The following is a 23,474-nucleotide window of genomic DNA, read 5'->3' as shown; positions in this document are numbered from 1 at the left end:
CTTCAAGCAAATTCAATAATGTATTTTATGCACATTGTAACGAAAAAAACTGCCGTTTAGATCAATCATTTAGCAGTTTTAACCATAATTCTAAATGGGGCTGGTTTTTTAGATTCTAGTTGTTGCAGTTTTTCTATTGATTTGCGGCTAAATACATGACCTTTAGGCAGCAACATTATACCCGAATGGCTGTGCAGAGCATGGCCGAGTATCATTTGATCTTTAAGCTCATGGGCATTACAAATTAGTACTGATCCTGCTGAACTTTTTTGTTCGTGTAGTTTTGCATGGCTTGCTTCAAGCGCACGAACTATTTTAGGGTGGTAAAACGAACCACTATAAAGTTTTACACTTTCGAGTGCATCCTCATGGCGCTGCTTTTCATCGCTTGCATTGCTCTGCTCAAACGCATCCCAGTAATCGCGCGCTAACCCTAATACCATAGCCCCTATCGGTATGTCGTTTCCAGCAAGGCCTTTGGGCATTCCATTTCCGTTAAAACGTTCAAACTGATAATAAATAGCATCCGATAAATCGTGTAAATGTATTGCTGGCATTAGCATTAATTGTGCTGTACTTGGATGAGTATAAAAGGTCTTACGTTGTTGCTCATTTAACCGATTTAGCGGTTTTTTATAAAGTTCAGGGTCCATAGCAAGCAAACCTATTTGTGCTAAATAACCAGCCATTGGGGCAAGATCGATGCTTTTTTGCGACAGGTTTAAGTAAAGCGCTATTTGTGTGCAGGTATTTGCAATATTTTGTGCTTTGTTGCCATCAAGATAAGGGTTTGCGTTAACAAAATTATATAGCAGCTCAACGGTTGATTTGTGCTCTTGTTTTTCGCGTTCGTTGGCGTCTTCAAGCTTTTTTAAAACTTGTTTAATTTGTAAGGTGCGTTTTTCTACTCGTTGCTCTAACGTGTTATTTAGCTCAAGTAGTTCTTGGTTTTGCGCCTTAACTTGTGTTTCTAATTTTTTGTTTTGCTTTTTTAGCGCAAATTTTTCTAGGCTATCTTTAATGCTTCGAAGTAATAAGTCGTTTTGCCATGGTTTTTGAATATAACCATTTATTTGCCCTTGGTTAACAGCCGCTAGGGTTGTTTGTATATCGGCGTAACCGGTTAATAAAATGCGTTGAGTGTCGGGTGCCAGAGCACGCGCTTTTTCTAAAAACTCGGCACCGTTCATTACTGGCATCCGCATGTCGCTAATAATTAAACCAAATTCATGATTTTTAAAAAGTGTTAATGCGTTTTGCGGATTATCGCAAACAATAACCGTTAAGCCATTTACTTCAAGTAGTCGTGTTAACGTACGTAGTACTATTTCGTCATCATCAATACAAAGTACATCAATCTGATTCATTTGTGTGTTTGGTGTTGCTTGAGTCATTGCGCCGCCTTTAAATTACTTCTGGCTAAATAATAGCTTAAAAAAACATCCGTGACCTGTTTATGCTTACCTTTTATATAGAGTAGGAGTCACCTAATGTGGTTATTATCTATAAGTAGATAAATGCTCACACTAAAGTTGCAAATTTGCATGTAGACGACTAAACGTTAAGTATAAAGTTATCTATATGGATGAAAGGAATGAATGGATCAGATGGTAATTTTGAACGTGCTTTTTTAAACGAACAAAAGCTGCGCTTGGCCGCAGAACAATTACTCAAAGATAAAAGCACCGTTTTAGTTGCCATAAATAATGAATTACAAAAAAAAGTAGCCGATTTAGAACACCAGCAAATGCTGTTTGTGCAAACCGAAAAAATGGCGACCTTAGGAACGCTTTGTGCAGGCGTAGCCCACGAAATAAATACCCCGCTTGCCTATGCAATGAGTAATATTGAAAGCTTACAAAACTCTACCCCTTTGCTCATCACGCTGCTAAAACTTAACGAGCAATACTTAAATAACGAAATTAAAGAGAGCCGTTTTAAACACGAAATCGACATACTCAATTTACAGTATCCGTATGCGTGGCTTTATAACAATTTGCAGGGACAAGTTAACGACAGCGTTGAAGGACTCAAACGAATAAAACAAATTGTGCATGACTTATTAAACTTTGCCCACCCCTCCTCCTCGCAAGATAAGCAACTAACCGATGTAACAACGGGTGCTAATAATGCTTTAAGATTATTAAGTAACAAACTCAAACTATGCGAGATAAAAACGCGATTTGAACCACTACCACTTATTTGGTGCAATTTATCGTCAATTAATCAAATTTTTGTAAATTTATTAATGAACGCTTGGCAAGCATGCGAGCTTGATTTAGAAAAAGGCTGCATTATTGAGGTGAGTATTTTTGAACAAGGCACAAATATATGTATTGAGGTAAAAGATAATGGCTGTGGAATGAGTGAAGACACAATAGCACATATGTTTGACCCTTTTTATACAACAAAAGAAGTTGGTGAAGGTACCGGTATGGGTATGACACTTGTATACGCTATGGTGAGCGATCATGGTGGAAAAATAGAAGTTAACAGCACATTAGGGACAGGTACGACCATCCGCTGCCTATTACCTTTAAAAGCGTAAACAAACGAGCAAAACCACAATGTAAATAAAAAGTTAATAGATCTTTTTTTGAAGTTTAATGCCCTTGCAGCATGTATTTTAATCGATTAAAGGTGGTTTTTTCTTATCTTGAAATTTATTTGCATACTTAGACCAAATATTTAGTTTTTTTCATTTCTTTTTGTTTGCATATGTTGCTAGGATGTTTGCAACAGGTTATGAGCATCATAACCACACACATATTATAAGAACACAAAAAAACAGGGTCGTCACTATGCCAACATACCGTTTAAACACACTTGCTGTAGCCGTTGCTTTCGCGTTTAGCGCACCAAGCATTGTTAACGCAGAAGAAGCACCAGTGCAAGCTGCTAAAAACATTGAGCAAATATCTGTATTAGGATCGCGTGTATCTAACCGTACTTCTACTGAGTCTTCTTCTCCTATTGATTTAATTGACGCAGATGATTTAACCAAAGGTGGCTTTACCGAGCTTGGCCAAAGCCTGCAAGCGACAGCGCCTTCATTTAACTTTTCGCGTACACAAGTATCTGACGGTTCTGATTTATTTAGACCCGCCACACTTCGTGGCTTACAGCCAGATCAAACCCTTGTATTAGTAAATGGTAAACGTCGCCATAACCAATCAATTTTTGGCCTTAACGGTACGGTTGGCGCAGGCGCTGCGGGTACCGATATGAATGCCATTCCGCTAACGGCCCTTAAAGGCGTTGAAGTATTACGCGATGGCGCAGCGGCGCAATATGGCTCTGATGCTATTGCAGGCGTAATTAACTTATCTCTTAATAACTCAACCGGTATTACAACGGGTTTTGTACAATACGGCGGCACAAGTGAAGGTGACGGCGACACTATTTCAGCAGGTTTAAACCGTGGTTTTGAATTAGGCAACGAAGGCGGCTTTATTAACCTATCGCTTGAGTACCGTGATGCCGATGGCACTAACCGCGCCGAGCGTGATACGGGTGGTTCGCTTAATGTTGAACCAGGTACGTTAAGTGAAGACGTACGCTGGGGCCAAGGTAACTCAGAAAGTGAATTTACGTCGTTATTTTACAACATGGCATTACCAATGGGCGACGGCGAGCTTTACTCGTTTGGTGGCTACTCTGAGCGCACGGCGCTGGGTAATGGTTTTTACCGTAATTTTAACGAAGCGTCTAAAAACGTAACCCAAGTATATAGCGATGGTTTTTTACCGCGCATATATAACGAAGCACAAGATATTTCAGTCGCGCTTGGTTTTAAAGGCGATATAAACACAGATTGGAATTACGATGTATCGGCCGTTTATGGTGAAAACCAATACGACTTTACATCACGTAATACATTAAACGCTTCTTACGCGGCTGAGTATTTATTTAACAACCCAAGTGCAAGCGATGCCGATATTGCAGCAAACTCAGGCCCTAGTGGCGGTTACTCAGGTGGTTTTAGGTTTGATCAAACAACGCTTAACCTTGATGTAAACGGTATTGTAGATATTGGCCGTGGTGAACCTTTATATGTAACAGTAGGCGCTGAATATCGTAAAGAAAACTACGAAATAGTACCTGGCGATGAAGCATCATACGCCTGTGGACTAGCAAATATGGATACCTCGTACCCATCAGTAAACGATCCAGACCAATTTGCACAGTGTGGTTTTCAGGCTTATAACGGCCTACGCCCTGAAGCGGCTAACGACAGCGACCGTAACAGCTACGCAGTTTATGTAGACGTAGAAACAATGATCACCGACGCATGGAACGTAAGTGGTGCGCTACGTTATGAAGATTTCTCAGATGCTGGGGATGATTTAATTGGTAAATTAGCAACACGTTATGAATTTTCAGATGACTTTGCAGTTCGTGGTGCGGTATCTACTGGTTTTAGAGCGCCATCACTTCAACAAAGTGGTTATACAGCCTTTACAACTAACTTAGGTTCAGACGGCACATTAACGCAATCGTTCACTGCAAACACCGGTACAGCCTTCCCAAGTGCGTTAGGCGTAGATAGCTTAGAGCTTGAAACTTCAACAAACTACAGTGCTGGTTTTGTTTACGATGTAACAAGCGAGCTTTCACTAACGGTTGATTTTTACCGCGTAGAAATTGAAGACCGTATTACGCTTGGCAGCTTACTTACGGCTGACGACGTATCGTTTAGCTCAGACGCTGTAGCAGCGCTACAAGCAACAGGAGCAGTGCAAGCTAACTACTTCTCAAACTCGGTTGATTCTACTACGCAAGGTGTTGATATTATTGCATCGTACCGCACTGAAGTTGAAGGCGGCAATTTAGGAGTAACCTTTGCGGGTAACCTAAACGATACTAAAATTGACGGCGTAAATGCTGAAGACGGTATTCCTGAAGCGGTTGCTTTTGATGATTTACAACGTAGCTTTTTTACCGACGGACAACCTAGTGAACGTGCAACGCTTACGTTTGACTACGAACGCGATGCCTACACATCAACCATTCGCTTTAACTACTTTGGCGAAACAGACGTAAAATACTTTGGTAACGACCATATTTCATTACCAGGTGAGCTTTCGCCTACCGGTTCGTTTAAACCAACAAGTACGGTTGAATCTGCTGTGTTAGTTGACTTAAACGTGAGCTACCAAATTAACGACATGTTTGCGCTTTCGGTAGGTGCCGATAACGTATTTGACGAAACGCCAGACGAGCTAGGCGACGACGAAGTACTTAACTTTATCACCAACGGTGCATTTAAATACCCTGTACGCGCATTACCATACGGTTTTGACGGCAGAACGTACTACGCAAAAGTAAGCTTTAGTTTTTAATTTATAAAGCAAACTAAAGTAATATTAAGCGCAGTTATTAACTGCGCTTTTTTTATGCTTTTTTATTATTAAAAAAGTACCTTTTGGGCATTAAAAATACTTGCGCGGTTGAAAATTAAGCCTACAATCGCCATCTCTAAAATAGGCCAACATAAAAGCCTCTTTATTATTTAACTTAAAATAACCATTAGTTGATAGGAAATATATGACTAAAAAATCTAAAGCAAAAACCGCAAGCAACAGCGCGGTAGATACAGGGCGAGGCGTTATAAACCACAATGCACTAGCAGCGTTGGTCACCTCTAAATTATTTAAACCACAAGTGGTTAAAGCTAAAAAAGGCAAAGGCTCGTTTAAACGCAGCAACAAACATTCAGGACAAGAGTCCTATTTAATCGCGGCTTAAATAGCACCGATCAAATAGGGCTTTTGAATATAGTAAGCGAGGTTTTACACCTCGTTTTTACTTTTAAAGCATACAAGCCACGTTACATAAGCGCGAAATAAATTCGCACCTACGGGTTTGGTGTTTGCAAGATGTAGGTGAGGTTTTATACCTCGCGTTCACTTTTAGTTCTTTATTACTTTAACTCCCAAGCTATCCTCTAAAAGCGCAGCGCCTCTAAACCTCTTTGTGAATAACAGCCCTTAAAAATATGCATGCACAAAGAGAAGAAAAAGAGGAGTAAATGAGAAGACAAAGTCCATTTGTTTAAGTTATATGATATTTCACCACCGAGCTCACCGAGGCGCTGTGCGCTACACAGAGAAAACACGAGTAATGGTTAGTCACTGCTCCTTGTTTTCTCCTTCACTTATCGGTGGTGATTTAATTACTTGTTTACTAATGCATCCGACTAAATGTAAAAGCAAAGCGTCTCATGATATTTTATTATTTTAACTCGAAAGCTATTCTCTAAAAGCGCAGCGCCTCTAAACCTCCTTGTGAATAACAGCCCTTAAAAATATGCATGCACAAAGAGAAGAAAAAGAGGAGTAAATGAGAAGACAAAATCAATTGGTTTAAGTTATATGATATTTCACCACCGAGCTCACCGAGGCGCTGTGCGCTACACAGAGAAAGCACGAGTAATGGTTAGTCACTGCTCCTTGTTTTCTCCTTCACTTCTCGGTGGTGATTTAATTACTTGTTTACTAATGCATCCGACTAAATGTAAAAGCGGTGCTTTTAAACGCCAGCAAGCTGCGCGTCTTGTATCTCTCATTGATAAATGATTAGCTATCATTTATCACATCGAAGTCAGTGAGCTTGCCTGTGCGTCTAGTATTTAATACTGCTCCGTAGATAAGGCCCTGACTTTCTATTCTCAGAAACTGAATGGTATCTAAGCACACTTTTTTTAAGTAGATGCTGTATGTACAAGGGGAGTAAGTAGAGATGATGTTTATCGGCATTGATATTAGTAAAGAGAAGATTGATTTATCGTGGTTGAGAGACCAGCTTACAAATAAAATTAAAACAAAAGTCTTTAAAAACAAGCGCCAAGACTTTGTAATAATAGAAAAATGGCTTTTAAATACAACTAAAAGCGCTGCTAGTGAGCTCGTTATCACCCTCGAACCAACGGGTGTTTATCATGAAGCGCTGATGTATTTTTTACACGAGCAAGGCTTTAATATTATTTTAGCGAACCCAGGTAAAGCTAAAAAGTATGCAGACGCTTTAAACATAATTCACAAAACAGACAAATCTGATGCAACGATGCTTGCTCATTACGGCTGTGCTAAGCACGCAGTCGTTAGTTATTGGCAACCTGATGCATTAGAAGTTAGAGAGCTTAAAGCCCTTATCCGTCGTTTAGATGCGCTTGAGAGTAACCGACAACGAGAAGCTAACCGATTAGAAGCAAGTGAATTCAGCAACGTTTCAGCACGTGTTTGCCAATCGATAAAAGTGACTATCGCGTTTTTAGACGATGAAATTAAACAGCTTAAATCTGACATTGATAACCACATAGATAATGAACCTGATTTAAAAAGAAACAGGAAACTACTTGAGTCTATCCCTGGCATAGGGCCCGTATTATCGAGAGAGCTGACGTATTTATTCGCCGCTAAAAAATTTAATAAAGCCAAAGAAGCGGCGGCTTATTGTGGATTAATCCCACGGCATAATGAATCGGGTAAATTAAAAGGGCGAACATCAATCAGTAAACTTGGGCCAGCCAGAATTCGATGCAAACTTTATATGGCAGCCATTGTCGCCGGGCAATGGAATAAAACAATAAAGAGACACAAGTTAACGTTAATAAATAATGGTAAAACACCGATGCAAGCTGTGTGTGCAAATATGCGAAAGCTAATTCATATATGTTTTGGTGTAATAAAAAACCAGGAAGCGTTTAAGCTCCAAGAAAGTTAAATACGACCTTGAAGCTTAAAATGAGAGATGGTATCTACAGGTGCTTATACTCAAGTTAGAAGTGTAGTTTCTAACCTTTGAAACTATTATTTTTAACTGTTTGTGATGGGTTTTCACCAAATAGTTGCGTGTAATCTTTAGCAAATTGTCCCGCATGCCAAAATCCCCAATTGGCTGCTATTACTGAAATTGGCTTATCTTGGTTTAATTTTTTTAGTTCCCGCCTTACATTATTTAAACGTGTTAAACGTAAAAACCGCAAAGGGTTAATTCCTAAAATACTCTCAAAACTATATTGAAGTGTGCGCCTACTTACAAAGGCAAGCTCGCACAGCTCGGTTATGGTTATTGGGTTTTGTGGATTTGTGGCCACGTAATCTTTTACTTTATCTACTACGGCTTTTCTATGTTTATAACTTGGCGCAATATTTTGTTGTGGATTATCTGCCTGTAATAAGTGTAGTGCCAACATGTTTAGCATATCTTGTTGCGATTCGGTTTTAAGTCCAAAGCCCTTGCCTACAACCATGCTATTAATTATTTGCCTTGCCGTTTGCAATGATGAGTTGCTTACCGATAAGCGAGCTGATTGGGCAGATGATAGGTTTTTCAATGTTACGCCTTGTAGCTGCGCCATATATTCAATTGAATTCCAATCGATTACCAAACCATAAATATTAAATTGCTCAGGGGTTATCAGCTCAAAGTCATTATCACTTGTACGGCACATAAATTGATTACTTGCCACACTTAGACCATTAATCTTACTTTGCTGCGACTGACAAGGAATGCCAAGCCAAACAGAATTGGGGGCGATGTTACATTGCTGACGAAGCGCTCGCTCGGTGTATTCTTTAAACACATGAATATTGACGTAATCTGTTTCTTCAATAAAACCATAAAAGCTGCCGTCGCTCATTTGATCGTATTTTTGCTGCCATTGAGTAAGGCTATGCGCTTGCTCGTCTATATCGTGTGTTTGCACCTTGCTCTTTAGTGGTGCGTTATAGCTACTTTGCTGCGCCATATAGGGGATGCTCTTTTTCGTTACACTTTTATTATGGTTAAGTTAACACCGCTTTGCGTATGTAACCAATTGAATTGGATTAATAAATAATCTTTTGCCGAAATTCGATAGTTACTTGGTACAAAATAAGCTGTCTTGTAACTATTGAAAATTGATTTATAGCTAAAGATGCAGCAAAACCTATACCAAGGTTTATCATATTAGTTATGTGGAGTAAATCATGGGGCAAGCGTACAGTTACACTTTAGGTACACATACTTATAAATTCAATAACTTAGCCCAGTTAATGGCTAAAGCAACGCCACAGCGTTCAGGTGATCGCTTAGCGGGCGTAATTGCACAATCAGCACAAGAACGTGCTGTGGCACAAATGACATTGGCCGATGTACCTCTTAAAACATTTTTAAATGAGGTACTTATTCCCTACGAAGATGACGAAATTACACGCTTAATTATTGACGAGCACGATGCCAATGCCTTTATAGCTATTGCACATTTAACCGTAGGTGATTTTCGTAATTGGCTTTTAAGCGACTTTGCAACACCCGCTGTACTTGCAAGTATAAGGCAAGGTATTACGCCTGAAATGGCTGCTGCTGTTAGCAAAATAATGCGCAATCAAGATCTCATATTAATTGCTAAAAAGTGCCATGTTACAAGTGCTTTTAGAAACACTATTGGCCTTCCTGGGCATTTATCTACACGTTTACAACCAAATCATCCAACTGACGATATTAACGGTATTGCTGCATGCATGCTTGATGGACTGCTATACGGTAATGGCGATGCCGTAATAGGTATAAACCCAGCAACCGACAACGTTGCCCAGGCCATTAAATTAATGACATTAATGGATGATGTTATTCAAAAATACGCCATACCGACGCAAAGCTGTGTGCTTACCCATGTTACTAACACTATTGAATGTATAGAAGCTGGCGCACCGGTTGATTTGGTATTTCAGTCGATTGGCGGCACGGAGGCTACTAACTCAAGTTTTGGTTTTAATTTAAATACCTTAGCTGAAGCGCAAGATGCCGCTTTGAGTTTAAAGCGCGGCACTGTTGGCAATAATGTAATGTATTTTGAAACTGGGCAAGGCAGTTCGCTTTCAGCAAATGCGCATCATGGGCTTGATCAGCAAACGTGTGAAGCTCGCGCTTATGCAGTTGCTCGTAAGTTTGATCCGTTACTGGTTAATACCGTGGTGGGGTTTATTGGCCCTGAATATTTGTTTGATGGTAAAGAAATTACCCGAGCAGGACTTGAGGATCACTTTTGCGCTAAGTTACTAGGCATACCGATGGGGTGCGACGTGTGTTACACCAATCATGCAGAGGCCGATCAAAACGATATGGATAATTTGCTAACGCTATTAGGTGTTGCAGGTTGCTCGTTTGTAATGGGAATACCTGGCTCTGACGATATTATGCTTAACTACCAAACTACGTCGTTTCATGATGCATTATATGTGCGTCGAGTTCTTGGCTCTAGACCCGCCCCTGAGTTTGAAGCATGGCTAAGCAAAATGAAAATTATGCAAAGCACTACCGACATCACACTTTCAGATACCTTGCCCCCCGCTTTTGCTAAACCTCTGGGTGCAATTGCTGGAGGTGGCTCATGAAATCACGTTCAAAACCGACCACTCCATTAGATAACTCAGTAAATGAGCATAAAAATAACGGTAATGTAGTGCACAACCCTTGGAGTGATTTACGGCGTTTCACCGACGCCCGTATTGGGCTTGGTCGCGCTGGTATAAGTTTGCCAACCTCAGAAATGCTGGCTTTTCAGCTATCTCATGCACAAGCGCGTGATGCGGTGAGTTTTCCGCTTGATATTAACGAAATGACTGAGCAACTAGGCAGTATTAGTGCTCTAAAAGAGGTTGCCCCTCCCCTGCATTTACACAGCCAAGCCGTTGACAGGGTTACTTACCTTCAGCGACCCGATTTAGGCCGCAAACTTGATGAAAATGGTAGGCAAGTACTTCTCAGCTATATGAATAAACAAAAACACACTACGCAGGTTAAATACGATTTAGCGATTGTAGTGGTTGATGGACTTTCGTCGTTGGCGGTACAAAAAAATGCATACCCATTTATAACAGAGCTATTAACGCACCTTACAACAGACAAGCAATTTAAAATTGCTCCCATTACTTTGGTTGAGCAAGGGCGAGTAGCGATTGGCGACGATATAGGTGAGCTGCTAAATGCGCAGGTGGTTATGGTGTTAATAGGAGAGCGCCCAGGACTTAGTTCGCCAGATAGCCTTGGCTTGTATTTAACATGGGAGCCCAAAACAGGACTTAACGATGCATGTCGTAATTGCATATCGAATATTCGCCCTGCAGGCCTACCTTATACAGAAGCGGCGAGACGCGCACTGTACTTATTACGTGAAGCTAAAAAACTGAAACTAACTGGGGTTAATTTAAAAGACCGCACACAAGATGATGTAATTGAGCATCAGGTTTCAACCACTAACTTTTTAATTGCTGAGTAATTTTAATTAAAAACACATGAAATAAAAAAATAAAAACTAAACATCAACGGAGAAAGGTTATGTCTACTAATAATAATACAGAGTACCTTGCTAAAAGACAGTTAAAACGTGGTACTGCGGGGTGGTTATTGCTCGCAGGTTTGGGTGTGTCGTATGTAATATCGGGTGACTTTGCAGGCTGGAACTTTGGTATCGCCGAAGCCGGTTGGGGTGGTTTTGCCATTGCTGCAGTATTAATGGCGGTTATGTATTTAGCGCTTGTACTATCGCTTGCTGAAATGTCAGCTGCAATACCTGCTGCAGGCGGTGGTTATAGTTTTGCGCGTCAAGCTATGGGGCCAGCGGGAGGCTATTTAACCGGGCTTGCCGTATTAATTGAATATGCCTTAGCACCCGCTGCTATTGTTATTTTTATTGGTTCGGCAGTTGAAGCCCTCACCGGGTTTAATGGCCCATGGGTATATGCATTATTTTACTTACTATTTGTGGGAATTCATTTAGCAGGCGTAGGAGAAGCGCTTAAAGTAATGATGGTAATAAGTGGTTTAGCGGTATTAGCTATTATTGCAACGGCTTTTGTTTTAATCACAAATTTTGATGCATCGCGCTTATTTGACGTCCCCGTAACCGATGCGGTGGGAGCCAGTGAGTTTTTACCTTTAGGTTGGTACGGGGTTTGGGCTGCATTACCGTTTGCCATGTGGTTATTTTTAGCGGTTGAAGGTGTACCGCTTGCTGCTGAAGAAGCAAAAGATCCCGCTAAAGATGTGCCAAAAGGCATTATTGGTGCAATGATCTTTTTGTTATTTACTGCTTTTTTAGTTGTTGTTTTAGTACCTGGTGCTGGCGGTGCTGCTGCAATGGGGGCAAGTGCTGTACCTTTAGTTGATGCATTAAATGCATCCGGTAGTGAGGGCTTAGCAACCGTTGTAAATATATTAGGGCTTGCGGGTTTAGTTGCTTCGTTTTTCTCTATTATTTATGGTTATAGTCGCTTAGTGTTTGCTCTATCTAGAGCCGGTTATTTACCTCGTTCGTTGTCTATTACGACTAATCGCAAAGTGCCAGCACGTGCGTTGATTGTACCGGCAGTATTTGGCTTTTTAGTATCACTCAGTGGTGAGGGTGATTTAATACTTGCAATGGCTGTAGTAGGTGCAACGCTCTCATATGCATTAATGGCGCTAAGCCATATTTTACTTCGCGTTAAACAACCTGATTTGCCTCGCCCGTACAAAACTCCAGGTGGCGTAGTTACGTCAAGTATTGCTTTAGTACTTTCGCTTATAGCATTAACGGGTGTGTATGCGTTTGACCCTCCTGCATTTTTATACACTATGGTGCTGTTTATTGTGGGCGCCGCATATTACTTTGGCTATAGCTCAAAACACTTAGTTGCTAAAAGCGCTGATGAAGAGTTTGCAATGTTGGCAAATGCAGAATCTGATTTAGAAATGGCTAAGTAGGTATTAATAGTTATTAAATATAAGTGAGGCTACCCCTCACTTATATTTTTATACGTACAATACGATGTAAAAATGGTGCCTGCATGTAGGCATCAAGTCCCTTATCTACTTTATTAATACCGTTTAAAACTAAAACTTTATGTTGCCGCGTAGCGCTTTGTTTTGCCCGTGTTTAGTTTTTTTGTCCATGCGCTTTCGCTGTGAATTACGGCTAGGCTTGGTGGCACGACGCGCTTTATTAACAACGGTAGCACTAAGAATTAAATCTTTTAAGCGCTTAAGGGCATCTTCTCGGTTTAGCTCTTGAGTACGATGGCTTTGCGCTTTAATTATTAAAACGCCCTCTTTGGTAATTCTTGTATCATTTAAGGCTAGCAAACGCTCTTTATAAAAATCAGGTAATTTAGAGCGGTTAATATCAAAGCGTAAATGAATTGCACTTGCGACTTTGTTAACATTTTGACCACCGGCACCTTGCGAACGAATAGCCGTTAGCTCTAGTTCCCATTCATCGATAGTGACAGTATTTGAAATTGTTAACATTGTGTTCAGCTCTATTTGTCAAAAATGTATTATATCATCAGTACATTAGCTTGTGGTGAATGAACTAAATTCTTAGAACTTAAATAAATTCTCATAAATTGTACTATAAAATCAGCCAATATATTATTTTGTGTTGGCAAGTGTTGCTTATTAGTTTCTAATTGGCACAACTTTAATACTAGGAAATGCTCAATGAAAAAAATACTTGTATCACTTAGCTTATTAGCAATGAGTTTCTCAAGCCTTGCAGTAGATATTAACGAAGGTCAACTTCAAAGCTATATGAAAGCACTGCCAGCTGTAACGAGCTGGGCAAGCAGCCAAGAGTCTTTAAAAGACTTAGACTTAGCAAGTATGTTAGGTGGTTCTGCAGATCAAAGTGTTGACGAGCAAAGCTCTCTAGCTAATAGCGCACTAAGCATGATTAAAGAGCAAGACCTATACAAAAGCTTCGCGGGTGTTACAGGGCGCTACGGCTTTACACCAGAGCAACTAGTAACTGTAGGTTCTGAAGTATCAATGGCTTATATCGAAAACCTTAAATCGGGTTTATCTGCTGATAATCAAGAAACAGCGAATAAAGTAATGGGCGGTTTTCAAAGTATGAAAAGTGCTAAAGATAAAGGCGCTAGTTCGTTAATGGGTTCGTTTGGTAAATCGTCAAGCGCAGCTGAGGAGTCTACAGAGTCTTTAGTAAGCGAAAGCAACCTTGAACTTGTGAGCGAATACATGCCACAACTACAAAAGCTTTTTGCACTTCTATAAGTTTTATTGTTTTATAAGAAGGTGGCTTTTGCCGCCTTTTTTAATGCCTAATTTTTATATGACTTAGATAAATTACAATATTTTATAAGTAATACTGACCGGGACTATATGCAAAAACGGGGGAGTAAATTATTACTCCCCCGTTTTTATTTAGCGTACAGATTATTTAATATCGAATCTGTCTGCGTTCATTACTTTTACCCATGCATTTACAAAGTCATGTACAAAGCGCTCTTTGTTGTCGTCTTGTGCATAAAACTCAGCAAGTGCGCGCAATATAGAGTTTGATCCAAATACTAAATCAACGCGTGTTGCAGTCCATTTAGTAGTGCCACTTTTACGGTCTACTATATTGTATAAACCTTTTTGAGTTGGCTCCCAACGGTTTGACATGTCAGTTAAGTTTACAAAGAAGTCGTTGGTTAATGAGCCTACGCTATTTGTAAATACACCATGCTCGCTGCCAGCATAGTTAGTACCTAGTACTCGCATCCCACCAATAAGTACCGACATTTCTGGTGCACTTAATCCCATTAGTTGGCTGCGCTCTAGTAATAACTCCTCCGCTGATACTGCGTAATCTTTTTTCAGCCAGTTTCTAAAACCATCGTGAATGGGTTCTAGTACATCAAACGATTCTGCATCAGTCATTTCGTCTGTTGCATCTCCACGTCCTGGAGCAAACGGCACGTTTACATCAACACCGGCTTGTTTTGCAGCTTGTTCTACGGCTGCTGTACCACCTAAAACAATTAAGTCGGCGATGCTAACAGGTTTACTCAAGCCAGCCTGCACTTTTTCAAGCGCACTAAGTACTGATGCTAAACGTTCTGGCTCATTACCTTGCCAATCTTTTTGCGGTGCTAAACGAATGCGTGCACCATTTGCGCCGCCACGTTTATCAGAACCACGATAAGTACGTGCGCTATCCCAAGCTGTATTTATTAAATCAGCGGCACTAACACCACAATTTAATAATGTCGTTTTTAAATTGCTAATTTCGTCGTCTGTTAATGTGTAATCAACGGTTGGAATTGGATCTTGCCAAATTAAGTCTTCGCTTGGTACGTCAGCACCTAAGTAACATGATTTAGGGCCTAAATCGCGGTGAGTTAGTTTAAACCAGGCACGTGCAAACACGTCTGAAAAGTAGTCAAAGTCGTTATAAAAACGCTCAATAATTTTACGGTACGTTGGGTCCACTTTCATGGCCATATCAGCATCTGTCATCATTGGGTTTAAACGAATTGATGAATCTTCTACATCGACAGGTTTGTCTTCTTCTTTAATATTAATAGGCTCCCACTGATGAGCGCCTGCAGGGCTTTTAGTGAGTTCCCATTCGTAGGTTAATAAAAGCTTACAGTATTCGTTATCCCATTGTGTTGGGTGCGTAGTCCATGCGCCCTCTACACCTGATGTAACTGTATCGCGGCCAATCCCACGGGTTGTAGTGTTATTCCAACCAAGGCCTTGCTCGTGTACGTCAGCTGCTTCTGGTTCTGGTCCTAAGTTTTCTGCTTTGCCATTACCGTGCGCTTTACCTACTGTGTGTCCGCCTACCGTTAATGCGGCGGTTTCTTCGTCATCCATTGCCATACGTGCAAAAGTTTCGCGAATTTGGGCCGCTGTTTTAAGCGGATCAGGAATACCATTTACACCTTCAGGGTTGACATAAATTAAGCCCATTTGTACTGCGGCTAATGGATTTTCCATGGTGTCTGGTTTATCTACACTTTCGTAACGGCCGTCACTTGGCGCTAACCATTCTTTTTCGGCTCCCCAGTAAACGTCTTTTTCAGGATGCCAAATATCTTCTCGGCCGCCGGCAAAACCAAAGGTTTTTAAGCCCATTGATTCGTATGCCATGTTGCCCGCTAAAATAATTAAGTCGGCCCATGAAAGCTTGTTACCGTATTTTTTCTTTATTGGCCAAAGTAAACGGCGCGCTTTGTCGAGGTTACCGTTATCTGGCCATGAATTTAGTGGCGCAAAACGTTGATTACCTGTACCACCGCCCCCTCTACCATCGGCTAAACGGTATGAACCCGCTGAGTGCCATGCTAAACGAATCATTAAACCGCCGTAATGTCCCCAATCGGCTGGCCACCAATCTTGGCTATCGGTCATTAAGCTTTTTACGTCTGTTTTTAGCGCGTCAAGATCGATTGATTTAAATGCTTCAGCGTAATTAAAGTCGCTATTGTATGGATTTGATTTGGTGTCGTGCTGATGAAGAATGTCTAAGTTTAGGGCATTTGGCCACCAATCAGTATTGGGATTAGACGTTTTAGTATTACTGCCGTGCATGACCGGACATTGGCCTGCTTTAGGGTTGCTCATTCTGGAATCCTTATAATAGAAAAGTAAAATACTTAATCAATCAGTATTGTTGTTTATGTATTTATAACTTTTTAAAAAGTAACGGTTATTTTTATTTAATCGGCTTACTTATTATTTAGTGTGCCTGCCTAAACACTTACGTATCCTTAATATAGGCGCATAAATTATGCTACGCCAGCCTCAACATACTATTTAAAACGATTGCTCCAATTTATATTTTTGATTGGCCTTTTGCTAATGATGTATTTAACAATAGCTTTGTAATTACGTTCAAAATAATAGTAAAAATAAATCTGATGACGCTCGTGTAAGGTATTACGTAAGATAAAAAACAAATTAGTGAATTAACCTTAACCTTTTTACTAGACCTGTGATCGAATTGAAAAATTTCGGCGTAATGGTATGTGAAGGGTTTGAAAGTGGCTTTAATTTATTTAAAGCGCACATTGGAATACCCCCCTTCACCATGAAATTGTAGTTATATAGTTATAATTATAAAGGTGCATTACTTAAGCCCAATGCACCTTTACTTTATAAACCGAATACTTTGAGTATTCTTATATTTTTAACTAATTGAATTGAATTAAGTATTTGTTCATAAAGATTCAGTTAGTATGAAGTTGTTCTCCTGTGAATCCCTACGACATATTGTTGTTTTAAGCAGTTTTTGCCAGCTCATATTGAGCTGGTTTTTTTTGCCTATTTTTTCCTAAAACCACCTAAGTATTAGCAAAATGCTCATGCTTTACCCTATTATTGCTAAGCTCACTGGGCTAAAAAATTCTTACAACTATTGCTCCTATCTAAATTAGGTCAATTTTAATCCTGAAAAGTCAACGCGCCCTAGGGCGTGTTGTTCTTTGTGGATTGAAATTTGTTCAATCTAGGGGCGATTAAATCACGGCGCGAGGTTTGTAACCTAGTGGGCTAAGTAAAAACCGAGCAACAAAGAGTTAATCGTCCCTAGAAAGAACCCAAAGGGCAGCGCATGTTTGGTATTAATGCTGCGTTATCGCCTATTTATGGGGAGTAACCACACTACATAGGCTCTACCTTGCCTAAAAACCAAACATACTGTTGCAAATTCCCCCACCAAAGTTCAACACGCCCTAGTGCCATTCAGCCCTGCATGTTAAAGTTATTACAGTAATTAATTTAATTAGGCGTACCGATGCGTTATTACCTATCTACACTTTTTGTTTGTTTAACTTTTTTTTCGGGCATAGTAAATTCTGCTGAACAAAAACCAGCAGCCCCTACAGCACAACAAGAGCAACAAGCCCTCAAACAACTTAAAGAGTCTATGTTTAAACCGCTAATGGAGCGCTACATACTCGACGAACTAAAAGCCGTAAGGCAAGATCAACAAAAACTCCGTGAGGATGTAACTAAGCAAGTTACTCATGCACAGCTTGATACTGCAGATCGCGCATTAACATACACTACCGATACTATTAATAATGTATTTTTTATAATTACCGCTACGGCTTCTATTTTGGTTTTAGTGGGCTGGAACTCACTACGCGATGTTAAAAACAAAGTAGAAGATATTGTAAATACACGTGTAAGTGTAATTACCGACGAGTATGAAGACCGATTAAAAATTCTTGAAGAAAAACTACGCGTACGCTCAGAAGAAATACTCAGTAACCAAGAGCGCATATCAGTTACCAACGAGGTTCATTCGTTATGGATGCGCGCCAATTTAGAAAGTGATTTTGCGAATAAAATTGAAATATTTGATGAGATTTTAAAACGTAAACCAGAGGATGTTGAAGCCATTGCTTATAAGGCCGATGCATTATTAGAAATAAATGAAACAGCACAAGCCATTGAGTTGTGTAATCAAGCCATTGATATAGATAGTGTCTATGGTTATGCCTATTGGCAACGAGCATGTGCTTATGCACTAACACATAAGCATGCTGATGCATTAGCCGACATTAAAATGGCACTTGAATACTCTCCAAACTTACGTAATGAGCTATTACATGAGAGCGCATTTGCAAGCTTACATGACAACGACAGCTTTAATACGATAGTAGCTGGTGAAGTTGTTTAAGCACTCAGTATTTGGCCTGTATGATTAGGCGCAACATCATAAAAAAGGGCCTTGGCCCTTTTTTGTTTTTAAAGGTTAAGTTTGTTGTGTAATTAGAAGCTTTACTGCGCTCTACAAACTCTGCTCTACCGTAGAGTTAAGACCTAAAGTGATTAATTCACAAAGAGGTTTAGAGACGCTGCGCTTTTAGAGGAGAGCTTAGAAGTTAAAATAATCAGAAGTTGTGCTTCTAACATGAGCAACAAGTCATACTCTAAACTTGGTATAAACACTGCTATTCGCGCAGGTTACAAGCTTTTAAAGCAACGCTTGTACTTTTATAATGCCGAGTCAGCATTGGTTTTGCTCTTCTCATTTGCTCCTCTTTTTCTTCTCTGCGTGCATACTATTTTTTAGGGCTGTTATACACAAATAGGTTTAGAGACGCTGCGCTTTTAGAGAAGAGCTTAGAAGTTAAAATAATAAAAACAATCAGAAACTGTGCTTCTAACATGAGCAACAAGTCATACTCTAAACTTGGTATAAACACTTCTATTCGCGCAGGTTACAAGCTTTTAAAGCAACGCTTGTACTTTTATAATGCCGAGTCAGCATTGGTTTTGCTCTTCTCATTTGCTCCTCCTTTTCTTCTCTGCGTGCATATTGTTTTTTAGGGCTGTTATACACAAATAGGTTTAGAGATACTGCGCTTTTAGAGTAGTTAGCTTAAGTAATTAGAAGCTGTGCTTCGCGCGCGAGCAAGCTTAGCGCCTACAACACAGCAAATCACGTCAAAATCCGATGCAATATTGTATGGTGGCTTATTTTCTTCAGGCATAAAAAAAGCCGCATAAAATGCGGCTTTGGAGGTTTAGTCTCACTTCACTTTGGGCGTGTCTCCAAAACTTAGTGAATACGTTACCAAGGAACTGTTATGTATTATTTAAGCTATTGACTCTAATGCAATTTTAACCATTTCGTTAAACGTGCTTTGACGCTCATCAGCAGGTGTTGCTTCGCCAGTGATTACGTGGTCACTTACTGTAAATAATGCCATTGCGTTTGCGCCGTATTCAGCTGCAACGCCGTATAAACCTGCTGTTTCCATATCTACTGCTAGCATGCCTAACTTGTCTAAGTCTTTATAGAACGAGTCATCTGCTTGATAGAATGTGTCTGTCGTAAATACGTTACCTACTTTTGCTTTAATTCCTAGCTCTTTAGCAGCGTTTACGCCGTTTAAAAGTAGGTCAAAGTTAGCAATAGCAGCAAAATCGTAGCCACGTACGCGTGCACGGTTTACGTTTGAATCTGTGCTTGCACCTTGTGCAAAAATTACGTCACGAATTTTGATATCTGTGCCAATACCGCCACACGTACCAATACGTATAATATTTTTAACGCCAAAGCTTACAATTAGCTCACGTGCATAAATAGACATTGATGGAATGCCCATGCCTGAACCCATGATACTTACTGGCTTACCTTTGTAAGTACCAGTGAAACCGTACATGTTACGAACGCCTGTAACTTGTACTGCATCATCTAAAAAGTTTTCAGCAATATATTGCGCACGTAGCGGATCGCCTGGCATTAATACTGTTTCGGCGAAATCACCAACGTTTGCACTGATATGCGGAGTACTCATTAATTGTTTTCCTTTTTATTTGGCGTTTTTAGCTCATTTAAAAAGCTGTCGCCGTAATCAAGCGCAGATAAGCTAAACCACTGTGCCAGTGTTTGACCTATATCTGCAAAGCTGTTGCGTTCACCTAATGGTGTGTTACTCATACCTGGTTGGTATGCAATAACAGGTACGTATTCACGAGTGTGCTCAGAACCTGGAAAGGTTGGGTCACAGCCATGATCTGCAGTGATCATTAATACGTCATCTGCTTTTAACTGATTTAGTATAGTTGGTAAATAGTCATCAAATTCTTTTAATGCTTTTGCGTATCCTACTGGATTACGACGATGACCAAATTTTTCATCAAAATCAACTAGGTTAGTAAAGATTAAGCTACGATCTGGCGCACTTTCCATTACTTCACTGGTTTTTTCTAGCAAGTTCATAAGCCCAGGTGCTTTATGCTTTTGGGTTATGCCCTGATGCGCGTAAATATCTGAAATTTTACCAATACTAATTACTTCGCCGCCGTCTTTTGCTAGTACATCTAGCAATGTTGGTGCTGGCGGAAGTACTGAATAGTCACGACGATTACCCGTTCGAGCAAAGTCTTGGCTATTTGAACCCAAAAATGGCCGCGCAATCACTCGTCCTATGTTCATTTCATCAAGTAGCGCCCGTGCGATTTCGCAAACTTGATAAAGCTTCTCTAGGCCGAATGACTCTTCATGCGCGGCTATTTGAAACACGCTATCAGCTGAGGTGTAACAGATTGGTTTACCTGTTTTTACGTGCTCTTCACCTAGCTGTTCTAAAATGGTAGTTCCTGATGCATGGCAATTGCCTAAAATGCCTGGAATACCTGTACGAGCAATAAACTCGTCTATAAATTCTTGTGGGAAACTTGGCTGTGTTTTTGGGAAATATCCCCAATCAAATAACACAGGTACGCCTGCCATTTCCCAATGACCTGATGGCGTGTCTTTTCCGCTAGAGATTTCTTTAGCGTAACCCCATGCACCTTGAGGAGCTTGGCGGTCTGAAATTAAACACGGTTCGCCACCGGCAGCTTCACATGCATCCACTAACCCAAGTTTTGATAGGTTAGGAAGAGACAGTGCACTGCCTGTTTCGTCGTAATATGCTTTTAGTAAGTGAGCGAATGTATTAGCCCCAAGATCGCCGAATTTATCTGCATCTGGTGCTGCACCGATTCCTAGGCTATCTGCCATTAAAATAATTGCTCTTGCCATTTTGACCTCACTTTGATTCTAGGTGGTTACTTTATCCGCTGATCGAATTTTCCGTACAGGACAAAAGTCCTGTTTCATAAAACCTAAACATTATAAATTTGCACCCTTGAGCGAAGCAAAAGAGATTAATCGTGTCTTTTTTGCTATTGTGATCTACCAACAATATATCTTTCTGTGTGGATGAGAACTTTAGTGACACGAACTACTATTATAGCCATTGCAGGCGCATCAGCGTCGGGCAAATCTCTTTTTAGCCAAACAATTTACAATGAATTGGTTAATGAGCTTGAACCAGGCGCTATCGCCATTATTGAAGAAGATGCTTATTACAAGGATCAGTCGCATTTGCCGATGGCTCATCGTACGCAAACAAATTACGACCATCCAGATGCATTTGAACACGCATTAATGCTTGAGCATTTAACGCAACTTCGTTGTGGTAACTCAGTAGAAGTACCAACGTATGATTATGCACAGCACACGCGTAGCGCAACCACACGACGAGTGCCAGCTGCTAAAATACTCATTGTTGAAGGTATTTTACTATTGAGTGATAAAGCGCTTAATAAAGAATTTGATATTAAGGTGTTTATAGACACACCTTTAGATATTTGTTTAATGCGTCGTATGCAACGTGATATGGAGCAACGAGGCAGAACATTACAATCTGTTGTTGAGCAATATCAGGCAACTGTTAGACCGATGTTTTATCAATTCATTGAGCCTTCTAAGCATAACGCTGATTTAGTTGTGACTCGAGGCGGCATGAACCGCGTTGCGATTGATATAATAAAAAGTAAAATTAAATATTTACTACAAGAATAACAACGGGAAACATTTGTATGACAACATTTATGAGCTTAGTAGGCATGTGTGTGCTACTAAGCATTGCCTTTGCTGCGTCAACTAATCGCAAGGCAATTAATTTAAGAACCGTTGGTATAGCATTTGCGATGCAAATTGTTATAGGCGGTTTTGTTCTGTTTTTCGAAGCAGGAAAAAATGTGTTAACTAGCATGTCATCAGCCGTCTCGTCGGTTATTGGTTATGCTAATGATGGTATTGGGTTTTTATTTGGTCCACTCGCCTCACAAGACACATTAGGTTTTATTTTTGCAATTCAAGTTTTGCCAGTTATCGTGTTTTTCTCAGCGCTTGTTGCTGTGTTATATCACCTTGGCATTATGGATTGGATAATTAGGATTTTAGGCGGCGGTTTACAAAAATTATTGAAGACCTCTCGCACAGAATCGCTTTCAGCAACTGCAAATATTTTTGTAGGCCAAACTGAAGCACCGTTAATAGTTAAGCCATTTATAGCAACGATGACAAAGTCGGAATTGTTTGCAGTAATGGTAGGTGGCTTAGCCACTGTAGCAGGCTCTGTAATGGCCGGTTACGTAATTATTGGCGTAGATCTTAAGTATCTTATTGCTGCGAGCTTTATGGCTGCACCAGGTGGTTTCTTAATGGCCAAGATGATTGTGCCAGAAACTGAAACGCCTAGAGATAACTTAGCTGATTTAGATTTAGATGACGAAGATAAGCCTGTAAATGTAATTGATGCAGCTGCATCAGGTGCTGCAAACGGTATGCATTTAGCACTTAATGTAGGTGCAATGTTACTTGCTTTTGTAGCGCTAATTGCATTATTAAACGGTTTATTAGGCGGTATTGGCGGGTGGTTTGATTACCCAACATTAACGCTTCAAGAAATATTAGGTTATGTATTTGCTCCAGTTGCATGGTTACTAGGTGTGCCATGGAATGAAGCGATTATAGCCGGCAGCTTTATTGGTCAAAAGATAGTAGTGAACGAGTTTGTTGCTTACTTAGACTTTATAAATTATCGCGATACGTTAAGCGCGCACACACAAGCAATCGTTACTTTTGCTTTATGTGGGTTTGCTAACTTATCATCGATAGCCATTTTACTAGGTGGGTTAGGCGGTATGGCGCCTAGTCGGCGGAAGGATATCGCACGCTTAGGGCTCAGAGCAGTGTTAGCAGGATCTATGGCTAACCTTATGAGCGCAGCAATTGCTGGGTTTTTCCTCTCGCTAGCTTAGAAACTTATTGAGATGAACACCGGTGTTGCAAAACAAGAGGATAGCGCTTTAAGGGGTTAAAGCTCTATCTGACTTGAACGATACTTCACCAAGGGCCGCAAGGC

17 protein-coding genes are annotated in these 23,474 nt (G+C 40.3%); 11 read left to right on the top strand and 6 right to left on the bottom strand.

Annotated elements, in window-relative coordinates; all coding sequences use genetic code 11:
• Nucleotides 1-65: 65 nt before the first annotated feature.
• Nucleotides 66-1,394: an HD domain-containing phosphohydrolase gene (locus CXF76_RS19305; protein ID WP_101164393.1), complete on the bottom strand. Its 1,329-nt coding sequence runs from the start codon at nt 1,392-1,394 to the stop codon at nt 66-68.
• 200 nt (nt 1,395-1,594) lie between these two features.
• Here CXF76_RS19305 and CXF76_RS19300 point away from each other — a divergent pair, with 200 nt between their 5' ends.
• The 4 genes from CXF76_RS19300 (at nt 1,595) to CXF76_RS19285 (ending at nt 7,725) form a co-directional block, all read left to right on the top strand.
• Nucleotides 1,595-2,548: a sensor histidine kinase gene (locus tag CXF76_RS19300; protein ID WP_101164392.1), complete on the top strand. Its 954-nt coding sequence runs from the start codon at nt 1,595-1,597 to the stop codon at nt 2,546-2,548.
• Between the two features lie 253 nt (nt 2,549-2,801).
• Complete coding sequence (locus tag CXF76_RS19295; protein ID WP_101164391.1) at nt 2,802-5,342, top strand: TonB-dependent receptor plug domain-containing protein; 2,541 nt, start codon at nt 2,802-2,804, stop codon at nt 5,340-5,342.
• A gap of 205 nt (nt 5,343-5,547) precedes the next feature.
• Nucleotides 5,548-5,748, top strand: coding sequence for a ribosome alternative rescue factor ArfA (gene arfA, locus CXF76_RS19290; RefSeq protein ID WP_024591136.1), 201 nt, complete (start codon nt 5,548-5,550; stop codon nt 5,746-5,748).
• A 993-nt stretch (nt 5,749-6,741) separates the two neighbouring features.
• Complete coding sequence (locus CXF76_RS19285) at nt 6,742-7,725, top strand: IS110 family transposase (RefSeq protein WP_101164390.1); 984 nt, start codon at nt 6,742-6,744, stop codon at nt 7,723-7,725.
• Nucleotides 7,726-7,795: 70 nt separating this feature from the next.
• Here the strand turns inward: CXF76_RS19285 and CXF76_RS19280 are convergent, their stop codons facing one another.
• Nucleotides 7,796-8,752, bottom strand: a complete 957-nt coding sequence (locus CXF76_RS19280) for a helix-turn-helix domain-containing protein (protein ID WP_101164389.1) — start codon at nt 8,750-8,752, stop codon at nt 7,796-7,798.
• A 220-nt stretch (nt 8,753-8,972) separates the two neighbouring features.
• Here CXF76_RS19280 and CXF76_RS19275 point away from each other — a divergent pair, with 220 nt between their 5' ends.
• Genes CXF76_RS19275 through eat form a run of 3 tightly spaced genes read left to right on the top strand, consistent with a single transcriptional unit; the run spans nt 8,973 to nt 12,729 of the window.
• A complete protein-coding gene (locus tag CXF76_RS19275) occupies nt 8,973-10,379 on the top strand; it encodes an ethanolamine ammonia-lyase subunit EutB (RefSeq protein ID WP_101164388.1) in 1,407 nt (468 codons plus the stop codon).
• Complete coding sequence (gene eutC, locus CXF76_RS19270) at nt 10,376-11,263, top strand: ethanolamine ammonia-lyase subunit EutC (RefSeq protein ID WP_101164387.1); 888 nt, start codon at nt 10,376-10,378, stop codon at nt 11,261-11,263. The genes CXF76_RS19275 and eutC overlap by 4 nt, the downstream gene beginning before the upstream one ends.
• A gap of 59 nt (nt 11,264-11,322) precedes the next feature.
• Nucleotides 11,323-12,729, top strand: a complete 1,407-nt coding sequence (gene eat, locus CXF76_RS19265) for an ethanolamine permease (protein WP_101164386.1) — start codon at nt 11,323-11,325, stop codon at nt 12,727-12,729.
• 129 nt (nt 12,730-12,858) lie between these two features.
• On the opposite strand, the gene arfB is transcribed toward eat, so the two are convergent.
• Nucleotides 12,859-13,272: an alternative ribosome rescue aminoacyl-tRNA hydrolase ArfB gene (arfB, locus tag CXF76_RS19260; RefSeq protein ID WP_007583522.1), complete on the bottom strand. Its 414-nt coding sequence runs from the start codon at nt 13,270-13,272 to the stop codon at nt 12,859-12,861.
• Between the two features lie 192 nt (nt 13,273-13,464).
• On the opposite strand from arfB, the gene CXF76_RS19255 reads away from it, so the two are divergent.
• On the top strand, nt 13,465-14,037 hold the full coding sequence (locus tag CXF76_RS19255; RefSeq protein WP_010555231.1) for a hypothetical protein: 573 nt from the start codon (nt 13,465-13,467) through the stop codon (nt 14,035-14,037).
• 162 nt (nt 14,038-14,199) lie between these two features.
• Here the strand turns inward: CXF76_RS19255 and katG are convergent, their stop codons facing one another.
• The gene (gene katG / locus CXF76_RS19250; protein WP_101164385.1) at nt 14,200-16,380 is read right to left on the bottom strand and encodes a catalase/peroxidase HPI; all 2,181 of its coding nucleotides are present in this window, start codon (nt 16,378-16,380) and stop codon (nt 14,200-14,202) included.
• A gap of 1,171 nt (nt 16,381-17,551) precedes the next feature.
• Between katG and CXF76_RS19240 the strand changes: the two genes are divergently transcribed.
• Nucleotides 17,552-18,442 (top strand): tetratricopeptide repeat protein, encoded by an 891-nt coding sequence (locus tag CXF76_RS19240; RefSeq protein ID WP_007583526.1) that lies wholly within the window; start codon nt 17,552-17,554, stop codon nt 18,440-18,442.
• A 922-nt stretch (nt 18,443-19,364) separates the two neighbouring features.
• On the opposite strand, the gene deoD is transcribed toward CXF76_RS19240, so the two are convergent.
• Nucleotides 19,365-20,069 (bottom strand): purine-nucleoside phosphorylase, encoded by a 705-nt coding sequence (gene deoD / locus CXF76_RS19235; protein ID WP_002959109.1) that lies wholly within the window; start codon nt 20,067-20,069, stop codon nt 19,365-19,367.
• Nucleotides 20,069-21,301 carry a phosphopentomutase gene (locus CXF76_RS19230; RefSeq protein ID WP_010555228.1) on the bottom strand — a complete coding sequence of 411 codons (1,233 nt, stop codon included), beginning with the start codon at nt 21,299-21,301 and terminating at the stop codon, nt 20,069-20,071. Before CXF76_RS19230 ends, deoD begins: the two co-directional genes overlap by 1 nt.
• 192 nt (nt 21,302-21,493) lie before the next feature.
• On the opposite strand from CXF76_RS19230, the gene udk reads away from it, so the two are divergent.
• Entirely contained in the window at nt 21,494-22,126 is a 633-nt protein-coding gene (gene udk, locus CXF76_RS19225; RefSeq protein WP_007583533.1) for a uridine kinase, read from the top strand.
• Between the two features lie 17 nt (nt 22,127-22,143).
• A complete protein-coding gene (locus tag CXF76_RS19220) occupies nt 22,144-23,370 on the top strand; it encodes a NupC/NupG family nucleoside CNT transporter (RefSeq protein ID WP_101164384.1) in 1,227 nt (408 codons plus the stop codon).
• The last annotated feature ends 104 nt before the right edge of the window (nt 23,371-23,474 follow it).

Origin of the sequence: Pseudoalteromonas sp. 78C3 (assembly GCF_002836695.1) — a bacterium.
GTDB lineage: Bacteria > Pseudomonadota > Gammaproteobacteria > Enterobacterales > Alteromonadaceae > Pseudoalteromonas > Pseudoalteromonas arctica.
This window is presented reverse-complemented; position numbering and strand designations above follow the sequence as displayed.